This is a genomic window from Methanomicrobiales archaeon HGW-Methanomicrobiales-1, from assembly GCA_002839675.1.
Taxonomy (GTDB): domain Archaea; phylum Halobacteriota; class Methanomicrobia; order Methanomicrobiales; family Methanospirillaceae; genus Methanoregula.
The window spans coordinates 1-13666 of record PGYM01000003.1 but is presented as its reverse complement, the minus strand read 5'-3'; the positions used below and the strand labels follow the sequence as shown (position 1 = coordinate 13666).

Annotated in this window: 14 protein-coding genes and 1 tRNA gene; 10 read left to right on the top strand and 5 right to left on the bottom strand. The window is 53.6% G+C overall.

Annotated features, from left to right (window positions below; genetic code table 11):
• The first annotated feature begins 15 nt into the window (after positions 1-15).
• From CVV30_09500 to CVV30_09490, 3 genes are all read left to right on the top strand, one after another.
• Positions 16-813 carry a nitrilase gene (locus CVV30_09500; GenBank protein ID PKL68162.1) on the top strand — a complete coding sequence of 266 codons (798 nt, stop codon included), beginning with the start codon at positions 16-18 and terminating at the stop codon, positions 811-813.
• A 72-nt stretch (positions 814-885) separates the two neighbouring features.
• Positions 886-2091, top strand: coding sequence for a threonine synthase (locus tag CVV30_09495; protein PKL68161.1), 1206 nt, complete (start codon positions 886-888; stop codon positions 2089-2091).
• Positions 2091-2663, top strand: coding sequence for a hypothetical protein (locus CVV30_09490; protein PKL68517.1), 573 nt, complete (start codon positions 2091-2093; stop codon positions 2661-2663). The genes CVV30_09495 and CVV30_09490 overlap by 1 nt, the downstream gene beginning before the upstream one ends.
• A 215-nt stretch (positions 2664-2878) precedes the next feature.
• Here the strand turns inward: CVV30_09490 and CVV30_09485 are convergent, their stop codons facing one another.
• Positions 2879-3856, bottom strand: coding sequence for a cation transporter (locus CVV30_09485; GenBank protein PKL68160.1), 978 nt, complete (start codon positions 3854-3856; stop codon positions 2879-2881).
• 210 nt (positions 3857-4066) lie between these two features.
• On the opposite strand from CVV30_09485, the gene CVV30_09480 reads away from it, so the two are divergent.
• Entirely contained in the window at positions 4067-4612 is a 546-nt protein-coding gene (locus CVV30_09480) for a hypothetical protein (protein PKL68159.1), read from the top strand.
• Positions 4613-4884: 272 nt separating this feature from the next.
• Here the strand turns inward: CVV30_09480 and mch are convergent, their stop codons facing one another.
• The 4 genes from mch to CVV30_09460 all read right to left on the bottom strand — a co-directional run bounded on the left by mch (position 4885) and on the right by CVV30_09460 (position 9423).
• On the bottom strand, positions 4885-5829 hold the full coding sequence (gene mch / locus CVV30_09475) for a methenyltetrahydromethanopterin cyclohydrolase (GenBank protein ID PKL68158.1): 945 nt from the start codon (positions 5827-5829) through the stop codon (positions 4885-4887).
• A gap of 83 nt (positions 5830-5912) precedes the next feature.
• The gene (gene cdc6, locus CVV30_09470) at positions 5913-7037 is read right to left on the bottom strand and encodes a cell division control protein 6 (GenBank protein PKL68157.1); all 1125 of its coding nucleotides are present in this window, start codon (positions 7035-7037) and stop codon (positions 5913-5915) included.
• 288 nt (positions 7038-7325) lie between these two features.
• Positions 7326-8477 (bottom strand): cofactor-independent phosphoglycerate mutase, encoded by a 1152-nt coding sequence (locus tag CVV30_09465; protein ID PKL68156.1) that lies wholly within the window; start codon positions 8475-8477, stop codon positions 7326-7328.
• 10 nt (positions 8478-8487) lie between these two features.
• The gene (locus tag CVV30_09460; GenBank protein ID PKL68155.1) at positions 8488-9423 is read right to left on the bottom strand and encodes a UDP-glucose 4-epimerase; all 936 of its coding nucleotides are present in this window, start codon (positions 9421-9423) and stop codon (positions 8488-8490) included.
• Between the two features lie 39 nt (positions 9424-9462).
• On the opposite strand from CVV30_09460, the gene CVV30_09455 reads away from it, so the two are divergent.
• From CVV30_09455 to CVV30_09430, 6 genes are all read left to right on the top strand, one after another.
• Positions 9463-10335 (top strand): methanogenesis marker 12 protein, encoded by an 873-nt coding sequence (locus CVV30_09455; GenBank protein PKL68154.1) that lies wholly within the window; start codon positions 9463-9465, stop codon positions 10333-10335.
• Between the two features lie 42 nt (positions 10336-10377).
• Positions 10378-10920, top strand: a complete 543-nt coding sequence (locus tag CVV30_09450; GenBank protein PKL68153.1) for a pyruvate ferredoxin oxidoreductase — start codon at positions 10378-10380, stop codon at positions 10918-10920.
• Positions 10920-11180, top strand: a complete 261-nt coding sequence (locus CVV30_09445) for a pyruvate synthase (GenBank protein ID PKL68152.1) — start codon at positions 10920-10922, stop codon at positions 11178-11180. Before CVV30_09450 ends, CVV30_09445 begins: the two co-directional genes overlap by 1 nt.
• On the top strand, positions 11181-12335 hold the full coding sequence (porA, locus tag CVV30_09440) for a pyruvate ferredoxin oxidoreductase (protein ID PKL68151.1): 1155 nt from the start codon (positions 11181-11183) through the stop codon (positions 12333-12335). It begins immediately after the preceding gene.
• 1 nt (position 12336) lies between these two features.
• The gene (locus CVV30_09435; GenBank protein PKL68150.1) at positions 12337-13239 is read left to right on the top strand and encodes a pyruvate ferredoxin oxidoreductase; all 903 of its coding nucleotides are present in this window, start codon (positions 12337-12339) and stop codon (positions 13237-13239) included.
• A gap of 73 nt (positions 13240-13312) precedes the next feature.
• Positions 13313-13386 (top strand) — tRNA-Val (locus CVV30_09430).
• The last annotated feature ends 280 nt before the right edge of the window (positions 13387-13666 follow it).

Genomic DNA, 13666 nt, shown 5'->3' with positions numbered 1-13666 from the left:
GCCAGGGATCAGAACATGAGTGTCCGGGTATGCAGTGCCCAAATCACGAATTTTTGGGAAGATCCGAAAAAAACATTGGACAAGGCAGAAGGGTTCATCGCGCATGCAGCAGCCTGTGGTGCGCAGCTGATCTGTTTTCCCGAGCAGTTTGCCACAGGCTGGGATCCACTTTCTCATAAAAATGTGCAGGAATTAACGGGAAACATCCTCACCCGGCTGCAGGCCTGTGCGAAAGCAAACAGGATCGCCGTAATCGGATCGATCCGTGAAGCATCATCCCCACACCCGAAAAATACCACGGTTGCAATCGGGAACGATGGCAGTATTCTCGCCACGTATTCAAAAATACACTTGTTTTCTCCTGCAAAGGAAGACGAGCATTTTATCCCGGGATCCGATCTGGGGATTTTTTCTCTCGGGCCGCTCACCTGCGGGCTTGCGATCTGTTATGATCTCCGGTTTCCATCGCTTTTCCGGATCTATGCACAGAAAGGAGTGCAGGCAGTCTTCGTACCGGCAGCATGGCCGGCGAGCCGCATCCTACACTGGGAACTCTTCATCCAGGCGAGGGCTGCGGAGAACCAGATATATGTTATTGGCGTGAATACTACAGGAACTACGCCGGTTGACCGGTATTCCGGTTCATCCATGGCAGCAGATCCCCACGGCACTATCATCAGTCATGCAAATGATGCCGAGCAGCTGCTTTTTATCGACATCGATCCGGCAGAGGTTGCTGCAGCACGATCTGCGCTCCCGGTAGAAAAAGACCGGAAGGATGCACTCTACCATACCCTTCTTAACGAAAAGTAAATCGTAAGAGTATCATCCAAAGAGTCGGTAAAACCGCACGCCTATATGTATCTGGCAGCACAACACTATTCCATGTACCATCTCGTGTGCGTCAACTGTGGAGCCACCTATCCCGCTGACGAGATCATCTATAATTGCACAAAATGCGGTCACCTGCTCGCAGTGAAATATCCGCTGGATGAACTATCCATTTCAAGGGCCACCTGGAACCAGCGCCCGCTCTCGGTCTGGCGCTATAAGGAACTGCTTCCGGTCACGATCCCCCCGGTCACCCTGCAGGAAGGCGGCACCCCTCTCTATCACTTAAAAAAACTGGGAGCGGAGATGGGACTGCCGCATCTCTATGCAAAACATGAGGGCATGAACCCGTCCGGTTCGTTCAAGGACCGGGGCATGACCGTCGGCGTATCGATGGCCATCCAGCTCGGCAAGAAGAGTGTAGCCTGCGCAAGCACCGGCAATACCTCCGCAAGCCTTGCCGTCTATGCAGCAAAAGCCGGCATTCCTGCCGTAGTGCTGCTTCCCGCGGGAAAAGTCGCCGTAGGAAAAGTGGCGCAGGCGCTGATGCACGGGGCAAAAGTCATCTCCATCCGGGGCAACTTCGATCGTGCGCTTGAGATGGTCCACGATCTCTGCCTCTCCCATGGCCTGTACCTGCTCAATTCGATCAACCCCTACCGGCTGGAAGGCCAGAAGACCATCGGGTTTGAAGCGCTCGACCAGTTGGGAGAAATTCCGGACCGTTTCGTCCTTCCGGTCGGAAATGCAGGCAATATCTCTGCTGTGTACAAAGGTTTTCTCGAGTTACAGGAACTCGGTTTCATTGACCGGCTTCCGATGATGACCGGCATCCAGGCCCAGGGTTCCAGCCCGGTTGTCCGGGCCATCCGTGACAACCTCCCGGTAGTGATACCCGAGGCCAATCCTGAGACTATCGCAACTGCGATTCGAATCGGGGCGCCGGTCAATGCAGAAAAAGCCTTAACAGCAATCCGTATGACCCGGGGACTTGCTGAGACTGTGACCGATGAAGAGATCTTAAGCATGCAGCGCGATCTCGCCCGCAAAGAAGGTATCGGTGTCGAACCGGCATCGGCAGCATCGGTTGCCGGTATACGCAAACTGGTAGAGATGGGAATGATTGACCGGAACGAAAAGATTGTCTGCGTAGTAACCGGACATCTGCTCAAGGATCCGGAAACGGTGATTAAACAATGCGAACCCCCGACCGAGATCGACGCCGATCTGCCCTCGCTGCTCTCTGCGCTGCACTTGTAATCCTGCTGATTGCAGTGCCGGCTGCAAGTGCACTATCGGCAGATTACCGGGTATTTCCCAACGGAACCGCCTACAATGTGTCCATCGAGATCACCGGTGTGGACCGGTACGAATTTGCCGATGTCGGTTTTTTAGGCGAGGATGTTGCCATCAATGTTGACCAGGTGAACCTTTCAGGGAACTGTTCACCGTGCGAATTCAACTGGAGCAAGGGCTGGGGAAGGCCATCAGCAATCACGTTTGAGCGCGGCAATTACACCGTGTCGTATATGGCACCCCTGAAAGATAACACGCTCCAGGCAGTTTACGATAAGCAGTATAACGTGAGTGTGTCCCTCCCGGCAGAACTGGATGTACGAAATACCCTGCTTGCCAGCGTCAGCCAGGGTGCCAATGTCACACGATTTCCGGACAATACCACCCTCATCCAATGGAATAAGGTCCGGACTATTGAGATCCGGTTTTACGACCAGTGGCGCGAACAGCTGCTCTACCTGTTCGGCAACTTCTGGATAGTCATTGCAATTGTTTTATTACTCCCCTTCTTTCTCGTGATGAAACGATCGCAATAATTTTTTTCATACACTCCGGGCATTGAAGGCTCGTCAAAATCCAAATTTTATTGCTTGCTTCCTGCAGGAATGAGAAGGAACTTTCGCCTTCAAAGGCAGGAACCGCCCGGAGAGAGCAGCATTTAACCCGTTTTCAGGACGCCATAAACGACCCGTAAATTTACGTAAAACGGGAAATGCCCGGACAACCGGGTGAATCACAGGGCCAAAAAAAATTACCGGGGGGTTTGCCCGGAATCCTTTTTCTGTTTTTCATAAAAATTACAGAATGAACCACACCGGGTGCACCCTTCATTGCACGGTTCAATGTGAATCGTAATATTTGCCCGGGGAAACTCGATCTTGAGATCGGACTCCAGGTGATCGGCAAGATCATGAGACTGGTACACCGTTACCTTTCCCGACATCACCAGGTGGAATTCAATGAATATCTCCGGGCCCGACCGGCGGGTCTTCAGATCATGGAATCCGGCATAATCGTTTGCATGCTCGCAGATGATATCCTGAATCCGCTTCTCATCCCCATCGGGAAGGCTGTGGTCGATCAGATCGGCAAATGAGCGAACCGTGAGGTCATATGCGGCCTTCATGATCACGACCGCCACACCGAGGGCAAAGAGCGGGTCGATGATCGCGATACCGGTTAGCTTGATCAGGACAAGTCCGACCATCACACCTGCAGAGGTATACACATCTGTCCTCAGGTGCCATGCATCGCTCTCGAGCGCAATAGACTCAGTCTGTTTTGCCACCTTCATGAGCCGCTGGGAAACATACCAGTTGACCAGTGATGAGATACCCATAATGGCAATACCATAAATGAGCAGCTCAGGGGTGAAATGCTCGGTGGGTTCACCCAGCAGTTTTACTAAGGCTTCCCGGATGATCAGGATTGCAGCAACAAAGATGAGCAGTGCCTCAATAAGACCCGAGATATCCTCGAACTTTCCGTGCCCGAATGAATGTCCCGCATCCGGGGGTTCTGCGGATTTCCGCACCGAGAAAAATGCGATCACTGCTGCGATCAGGTCCATGGAAGAGTGGATCGCTTCTGAAATGATACTGACCGAACCTATGGCAAACCCGACGACAAATTTCATCAGTACCAGGCAGGTATTGGACAGGACGGATAGCCGCGCTGTCTTCTCTTTGAGCCGGTCCAGTGATTGTTTGTCCAAAGGAGTAGTATTCATGGGATTCTGATTAATTATCGCTCACCGTTCACTTCAAGGTATGGAACACCGGTACCGGAAAAGCAGGAAAGGCCAGATGAGGCGATACCTTCCCTGACGGATCGTAAAGACCTGTACGATACCGCATTCCGTCATCATTTTTATGACGGATCCCATTGCTTTTTTAAGTACCCCCGCCTAGTTTTTCTACACCAGATGACAGGATCATCCATGACAAAATGGCACTTTATTCTCTTGACTCTCGTACTTATCTCCGGGATTCTTGCAGCGGGTTGTCTTGGAGAGGATTCCCCCCCTCCCGTCCCGGCAGCAGTGACTCCGCAGGGCAACCTGCAACCGGGGCAGGTTTTACAGGTTTACGGGGATGTGACCGGACTGGGCATACCCCATGGGACCATCGACACCATTACGTTTAAGGTCGGCCTTAATCCTGAAATAAAATCCATGGAGATGAATGAACTGGTCATCGTCTACGCGGATGCAATCCGGACTGAAACCCTCAAACCCGTCGAGGGGTTCCGGGGCGATCCCTCCTCAGGAAGCTGGGGGATACTCTCTGTGCAAAACGAGATAGGCGAACCCAATAACCGGATCTCTTATGAAGAGCAGTTTGTCATCCGCATCAACCCAAAAGCCCCTATTGTCCCCAACCAGATAATTACTATCATACTCAAACCCCCCACCGGCAATCCAACCAGCATTCGCTGCATAATGCCGGCAACCATTCAGGCCGATAATGTCCTCCTGCCGGTATAAATTTTTAAAAACGAAATCCGGGAAGATCATTTCCCGCAAATGACAACCCGGGCGATACCTCGCAGCATTAAAAAATCTCCCTATTTTTTAAATATTCACGTAAGGAAACACCGGGGTAAAAATCTCCACCCGGGGCTTGCAGACAAAAAAAGGCTGGCATTCCCGCAAAGCTGTTTTTTAAACCTTACCAGGTATGGTATAAAACCAGAATCACAAGGAATGCCGAAAGGAAATTTCCTATCTTTTTTAGATGAACCGGAAAAAAAGAGATTTTACTGAAGCCCGAATGACTTCAGGGTCACATCGGCATTCACTGCACCGACATGGTAGACTGAGCCCGTTGAGAGCTCGTTTATGATGACTTCTGCGGGGGAGAAGAGCGAGGTATCGATCTTGTAGAAATCATACCCTGCTTCCTTGAAGATGTCGTTGAACGGTTTGCCGTATCCCTTGGAACTGCTGCTCGGGATCTTCTCGAGGTAGTCCTTGATCTCGGGTGCGTTCATCGTGAGGTTGATCCTGCCGTGGTAGATCGTGGCATCGTTCGTTACCCCCATTGCAAGCTTGGGTCCCCGTACCGGTGGAACCGGTGCAGTGCCCATAGCGGCAATGATCTTCCGGGTGTCAAACCCAAGTTCGTTGAGCTTGTAGATTGCGGTCTCAACACAGCGGCCGGATACCTGGATCGAGCCAACTAATGAGGAAGTGGGTGCAACAACTGCACAGACATTTGCTACATCCACGTGGCACTCTTCTGCGATCTTCTCCATGACCTCTGCGTTCGGCAGGTGGTCGCTCTCAAGACACATGACAGCACAGTCGTAGTCGTCTTCGTATTCGATGACCTCAAAGGTGTGCTTCGGCTTTAACGAGAGCGCCCGGGCCGGGCCGCTGCCCATCGCAAAGTAGTTGCCTACCTTGACGGTCCAGCCGGCCTTCTGCGAACCAAGGCAGGAGATCGACGGGAAGTCCGTGGTGACATCGACAAAGGGCATCGGGAACTCCTTGATGTGCCCCATGCGGAAGTTAACCTCGCCAAGTCCGCCCATGCAGATCTCGGTAAAGGCCCTGCCTGCTGCATAACCACCGCGTACACTTACCCCGCAGTCAACGATACGTGCGCCGTTATCCAGTTCATGGTAACAAGCGTTGAATTCCTCGGCCAAGTCGGCCAGATTATCAAAAATTTCCAGTGCCAGTTCGTTAACACTCAGCATGAACAAAACCCTCTGTATCATAAATGAGGGTTTTAAGGATAGATAATATTTTTCAAACGCTTGGGCATTATAAAGGAAAAAGGTCAGGAAAGGTATTCGAGCACCTTTGCCGGCTCGTAGCGGAGCGTGATGATCCGGGTTCTTCCCTTCCCATCGCGGTACTGGAGATTGATCAGGCGCAGCGCATCCATCTTTTTTACGATCTCATAGAACCGGGTGTACCCGATAGAGAGCGATTCCTTGATGGATTTGTAAACCTCACCTGCGTTCATCTCCGATTCCTTAAGACTCCTCTCTGCAAAGGATTTGAGGATCTGCCGCTCCTCGTCTTTTAAGGTCTTGACCGTGTAGGAGAGATGCAGGTACTTCGAGATCTCATACGCACCGCAGATATCCTCGCGCTCAATACTGCGCCGGGCTGCCCGCTCGGCACTGAGCGTGGCCCGTTTCAGGAGATCGATACCCACCCGGAGATCCCCGCAGGCAAGGGTCTTTTCAACCACAAGACTGAGCAGGTCCTCGCTGAGCACACCCGTAAACAGCCCCTCCATCACCCTCGCCTTCATGATCTCCCGCACTTCAGCATCCCCGTAGGGTTCGAAATAGATCTCGATGGGCAGGAAGACCGAAGAAACCCGGGCATCGACTGCCCGCGACAGGTCGACATCCATATCGCTGATGATCACGATCACGCCGATGCGGGTGCCTTCATAGGCCTCATGGGAGCGGAGCAGGGTGTAAAGCACCTTGTTGATCTCGTTTTCATAGAGGAGATAGTTCGCATCGTCGAGTGCTACAAGCAGAACAATCTCGTCTTTAACCAGTATCCGGGCAACCGCATCGAACACCTGCTTGAACGAGGTGCCGGATGAGGGGGGGAGATGGCCGGCGAGTTTCTTGTAGATCTGCGAGATGATGGCAAACTTGGTATTGTCAATCTGGCAGTTGATATACACCGGCACGAGTTTTTTTGTGGTCTCTTCGATCTCGGCAAAGAGTTTCCGGACACTTGTTGTCTTTCCCGTGCCCGGCAGGCCTTTGCAGACCGTGTTTAACGGGCGTCCCCCCCGGAGGGCAGGGCGGATCTGGAACGCGAGTTCTTGCATCTGGGGATCACGGAACTCGAACTGCTCGGGAACGTAATCAATCTCCAGTACCTCCGGGTCACGGAAGAGTGTTTCATCCCACATCAGCAGGTTCTTTTTCATCTCATTACACCTCGTGCGGCATCGGTATTAACTGCATCTGAATGAATCGGACCGGGAAATCTTACTTAACAGAGAAATGGTCCGTCATAGTTACAAAGGATTGGTGTTCCCTTATATCAAATATATTCAGCATGGCCTGAAAGTGATGGATCGGGAGAAGCATCAAAGAAAAGGCCAAATCTATATCCTGCTATAAACAAAATAAAAAATAAACGAAATTGCGGCAGATGATGAAAGTTACCCCCACTGATTCAGTGATGAAGCAGGGTACTGATGCCGCACTTTCTTTTAGTTAAATAAGAAACCCAGGAAATCCACCGCGTTTTTCATCCCGAGCCCCCCGGACCGGGCTGCCGTTTCGGAGAATTCCAAAGTAGTATCGGTATCTTTCCCCCGCACCGCAAAGGGCACCGGATCGCGGGTATGGGTCTTTGCGCGTATCGGGGTCGGGTGATCCGGCAGAACGGCCACTACGCCGTCAAAACTCCCAAGGATCGTGCCGATAACATCGTCCACCCGCTCGATCGCCTTTACTTTCTCCTCAATACTTCCCAGGTGCCCGGCTTCATCCGGCGCTTCGATATGCAGGTAAAGGAAGTCGAGGTGTTCCATTGCGGCAATTGCGTACCGCGCTTTGGCATCGTAATCGGTATCAAGGTACCCGGTTGCACCGGGAACCCGGATAATCTCCATTCCCGCGCAGCGCCCGATGCCCTGCAAAAGGTCGACTGCGGATATGATACCGCCTTTCTTCCCGTACTTCTTTTCAAACAGGGGAAATGCCGGCTTGTGCCCGCCGCTCCACGGCCAGATCCGGGTGGCGATGCGTTTGCCTGCCGCTCTCCGGGCTTCATTCACCGGATGGCGGTCAAACACCTGCCGGCTTTTTTCCATGCACTGATGGAGCAGTTCTGCGTCGCCACCCTTGGGAAGGAAAGGAGAGATCCCCTGCCCTACTATATCATGCGGGGGCGTTGTTGCGGCACCCTGTCCGTCGTGGACAACAAGCAGGTTTCGGTAGCTGACCCCGGCTTTAAACATGACTTCAGGAATTTCCCGCTGGAGCGAGGCAAAGAGTTCTGCTCCTTCCCCGCTGGAGATATGGCCGGCAGAGAAATCCACCATGGTGTTGTCCTCCACCGTCACCAGGTTGCAGCGGTACGCCACATCCCCCGGTGCAAGATCAACGCCCATGCTCAGGGCCTCAAGGGGTCCCCGGCCGGTATAGTACTTTTCCGGGGCATACCCGAGAATCGACATGTTGGCGATATCGCTGCCCGCTTCAAACCCATCCGGGATGGTGGAGAGCAACCCGGATGCACCCTCGCGAGCCAGCCGGTCCATGTTCGGGGTTTTGGCATATTCGAGCGGGGTTTTGTTGCCAAGCGAAGCGATGGGCTCGTCTGCCATGCCATCCCCGCAAATGACGATATACTTCATGACTGCCTCGTTACCGTTCGGCAAGCATTGCCTGCACGGCGATCCGCACGCTCTCGCGGGAACCCAGCTGGGGTTTCCAGCGCAGCGCCTTGATCTTCCCGACTGCGAGCTGCATTCTCGGCACATCCCCGACCCACCCGCGTTCGCCGCCGGTGAACCGGAACTTCGTGCCGTCAAGGTGCATCTCTTCGCACACGATCTCTGCAATGCTCTTCACATCGATCCAGTCCTCGGACCCGACATTGAAGGTATTGACCGTGTCCCGGGCATGCCCGACGGCAAAGAGCATTGCGGCAACACATTCATGGACTTCGAGATAGGACTTGGTCTGCTTACCGTCGCCGAGAATCTCGAGCTCTTTGGGATTCTGCTCCAGTTTTTTAATGAAATCCGTAAGAACCCCGTGACCGCTCCGGGAGCCGATGATATTGGCAAACCGGAAGTTGTACGCCTTCATACCAAACGAGTGGCAGTAGGACGAGATCAGGGACTCGCAGGCCAGCTTGCTCGCCCCGTACACGGAGATCGGTTCGAGCGGGGTATAGTTTTCCGGCGTGGGAATGATTGTTGCATCGCCATACACAGTGGAAGTCGAGGTAAACACCAGTTCGGGCACCTGGTGCCGGCGCATGGCTTCGAGCACCCGGTACGTTGCGATGATATTGTTCTGTATGGTCGGGTCCGGGTTCACGGCGCTCTGGCGGACATCGGGGTCTGCCGCGAGGTGGAAGAGCCGGTCGGCTCCTTCAATTGAGTCCTGCCAGCCATCGCCCAGCAGATCTTTTTGTAAAAACCGGACCTTGCAGGAATCCAGGTGCTGTGCAATCGTCTCTTTGCGCCCGGCGCAGAGCGAGTCAATCACCAGGACTTCGTTACCCTGTGCAACGAGCGTGTCAACCAGGTGCGAGCCGATGAACCCGGCTCCCCCTGTTACCACATCAAACATCAATACCTAATATGTCATCCATGCTATAGGATTACTGCTATGTTTATCGGGATTGATCACGGCACAAGCGCGATGCGGTTTGCCGGGGACAGCGGACAATTCAAAATTTCGCGGGAGGCTGCCAGGGATTTTACCACAGACTCACTCTCCCAACTTTGCCCGATTGACGAGATCGAAGGAATTGCCCTCTGCTATTCCATGGGGGATGGTATCACGTCCATCACCTCGATTGGTAAAGTAAAGAACCGGGGAATCATCAGCCGCGAGGGTGCGGGCAAGCATATCGGCGGCGGAACCAAAGTCTTTGACGAGATTGCACAGAGTGGCATTCCTGCAATAGTTATCCCGGGCCTTCACCGGGGTTCCCCCACGGATCCGCGCTTCAAGGCCTATTCCCACCAGACCAGCCCGGAGAAGATCGGGATTGCCTACGAGGCCTGCCATACGCTTGGAGGGGACGTAATCGTCTCCGATGTCAGTTCAAATACCGTTTCCCTGCTCGTATCTGCGGGAAAACTGGTAGGGGCGTTCGATGCGTGCATCTTTGCACCGGGAACCCTGCACGGTGCACTCGATGTGGATGCGATCCGGAAGATCGATGCCGGGGAGTGCACCGCAAACGAGGCATTCCAGCATGCGGGAGTGAACTTCTCCCTGCCCGAAGCATCGCGCATACCGGCGGTCGCGATGTTCTCGGCCATGGAATGTGCCGCACTGCGCCTCCTGAATCCACGCGCTGCCATTGCGCTTGCCGGAAGTCTTGCACCCGCCATTGCCCCTGAGGTCCGGTCCCTTCTGGGCGCAGATGTGGCCGTATATGACGAATGGTGCGCTTCACGCGGCCTTGCCCGGATCGCCCGGGACGTTTTTTCCGGAAGCATAACTATTCTCGGGCTCGATGTAGATCTCTAGGATTTATATCGATTAATCATGTAATATGATCAGGGATTTTCCTTGAGAGAACTACGCATACATGGCAGGGGTGGCCAGGGGTCCGTCACTGCTGCCGAACTGATTGCAGTCGCCGCGTTTGAAGGCGGCAGCTTTGCCCAGGCATTCCCGGCGTTTGGCGTTGAACGGCGCGGAGCCCCGGTGCAGGCATTTGTCAGGTTCGATGACAAAAAGATCCGGCTGCGCAGCCAGGTGTATGAACCCAATTACATCATTGTGCAGGACAGCACCTTAATCAAGGACGTCAACGTCTTCATGGGCGTAAGGACGGGGGGCATCGTGATCGTCAACACGGAAAAGAAGCCGGATTATACGGTTCCTGAAGGTGTGAAACTTATCACCCTTGATGCCACCTCGATTGCACTCAAGGCAATCGGGCTGCCCATCACCAATACCTCTTTGATGGGAGCATTTGCTGCCGCAACGGGCGAGATCCAGTTCTCTGCTCTGGAAAAGGCACTCAACCACCGCTTCCCCAAGGAGCTTGCGGCAAAGAATATCGCTGCTGCAAAAGTGGCGTTCGATATCGTCAAAGGGGCGGCATAATGGCGCTCGCTGTCGGGTGCCGGGCACGGCCGGGAAAAGCACGGGATAACAAGACAGGTTCGTGGCGCGTTTTCAAACCGATCTTCGACCACGAGAAGTGCTCGAAGTGCGGGATGTGCAGGACACTCTGTCCTGAGGGATGCGTACACGAGGATGCTGAAGGATTGTTCGATCCCGATTATACATACTGCAAGGGCTGTGGGATCTGCGCAGTCGAGTGCCCCAAGGAAGCAATCACCATGAAACAGGAGGAAAAATAAATGATGGAGATAATCGAGGGATCGCACGCAGTCGCAGAGATAGTCCGTCTCTGCCGTCCGCAGGTGGTCTCTGCCTACCCCATTACCCCCCAGACCCATATCGTTGAGGCACTGGCTGATTTTGTTGCAAACGGCACGCTCGATGCCGAATACATCACCGTTGAGAACGAACTCTCTGCCCTCTCTGCCTGCGTGGGAGCAAGCGCCGCCGGTTCACGAACCTACTCGGCAACCACCTCACAGGGTCTGATGCTGATGGCCGAGGTCGTCTTCAATGCATCGGGCATGCGCCTGCCGATCATCATGTCAATTGCCAACCGGGCAATGGGAGCACCGCTCTCGATCTGGAACGACCAGCAGGACTCAGTTTCCTTAAGGGATGCAGGCTGGCTCCAGTTCTATGCCGAGGATAACCAGGAAGCAGCGGACCTGCACATGATCGCCTACCGGGTGGCAGAAGACCCAACTATCCAGCTCCCCGCTTTCGTCTGCTTTGACGGGTTTATCCTCTCCCACACCTACGAACCGGTGGATATGCTCACCCAGGAAGATGTGGATAAGTATCTCCCGAAGTTCAACCCCGCTGAGCGTCTTGACGCGGCAGACCCGATCAGTTTCGGCATGTACGCTACGCCCGAATATTACCTCGAATTCAGGTACGAGATGGACCTGGCCCTGAAACAGGCAAAAGGCGTGATCGCAAAGGCCGGAAAAGAGTTCGGCGAAATGTTCGGCCGGGACTATAGCGCGCTTATCGAGGGATACAAACTCGATGATGCCGAGACGGCGATCGTTGCGATGGGGTCCATCTGCGGAACCACCAAGGATGCCATCGATGAGATGCGGGCGGCAGGAAAGAAAGTCGGGTTGTTGAAGATCCGTGTCTTCCGGCCCTTCCCGTCAGAAGAGATCGCCAAAATGCTCTCGCACGTCAAGCGTGTTGCCGTGCTTGACAAGAACATCTCGCTCGGTGCCAAAGGGGCAACCGCTATGGAAGTGAGGGATGCACTCTACGGTTCTTCCATACCGGTAAAAGGCTATGTGCTGGGACTTGGCGGCAGGGACGTCAGGAAACGGGACATCAGGCAGATTGTTGAACTCTGCGAAAAGGGGCAGGGCGATATATTCTATGGCCTGCGCAAGGAGTTGATCTGAAATGGCAGAAAAAACCTGTGAATTGTTTGACTGCGGACACCGGGCCTGCGGCGGTTGCGGTGCATCCCTTGCGGCACGGCTGGTAACCAAGGCAGCCGGCAAAGACTCGATCTTTGTCTCGTCTACAGGATGCATGGAAGTGTTCTCCACACCTTACCCGGAGACTGCATGGAAAGTGCCGTGGATCCACTCCCTCTTTGAGAATGCAGCCGCGGTTGCATCCGGTATCGAGGCGTCGCTCAAAAAGCAGGGCCGTAAGGAAAAGATCGTGATCATGGCCGGCGATGGGGCAACCTTTGATATCGGTATGATCTGTATCAGCGGGGCGTTCGAACGCGGCCACGACTTTACCTACGTCTGCTACGACAACGAGGCCTACATGAACACCGGTATCCAGCGTTCCGGTGCAACCCCGTACGATGCGAGCACGACTACCAGCCCGGCAGGAAAATGTTCCTTTGGCAACAAGATGCAAAAGAAGGACATGCCGGCGATCCTTGCTGCACACGGTGCACCGTATGTTGCAACGACATCCATTGCCTACCCCGCCGATCTCCTCCAGAAGGTGGAAAAGGCGATCGCAACCCCCGGTCCCAGCTATGTGCAGGTCCATGCACCCTGCTGCACCGGGTGGGGATTTGAAGGCGAGCAAACGATCGCGATTGCAAAACTCGCGATCGAGACCGGCCTCTGGGTCAACTACGAGATGATCGATGGCAAGGTGACAAAGGTCAAGAAGGTAGTGCGCAAGCCCGTCGAGGAGTACTTAAAGACCCAGAAACGGTTCCGCCACCTCTTCAAGCCCACGCGGCAGGATGCGGAGATCGCCGCTATCCAGGCAATTGCGGATAAGAATGCGGAGAAGTTTGGTATCGATATCAAACTCCCTCCCAAGAAGGAATAATTTTTTAATCCCTGAAGCGGAGTTTTCTTATCAACACAATTAATAGTGTTCAGGGTGACATTAGTAAGAAATTGGGCTTGTGGTCTAGTTGGTTATGACGTCGCCCTTACACGGCGGAGGTCACCGGTTCGAATCCGGTCAGGCCCATTTTGGTTTTTGGGGTTTTTTTGTGGGGAGTGGGAACTGGACCCCGGGTCTGGTTTTCGGGCCGGGTTTGGTTTTTTGAATTTTTTGTTTGAAGCAGGGTCTGGCTGGAATTTTTTTTTGGAGCAGGGTTCCGATTTTTTTATTTTTAGTGAGTTGTGGTTTAAAAAATAAAATCGAAGGGTGATTTTTATTTTTTGCTCTGTAGAAATCATTTCATTGGGGATAAAAAAGTCTGAATCGACCAAAAGATCTAAGGTACGGTGTCTCCTTATTTTGTTAT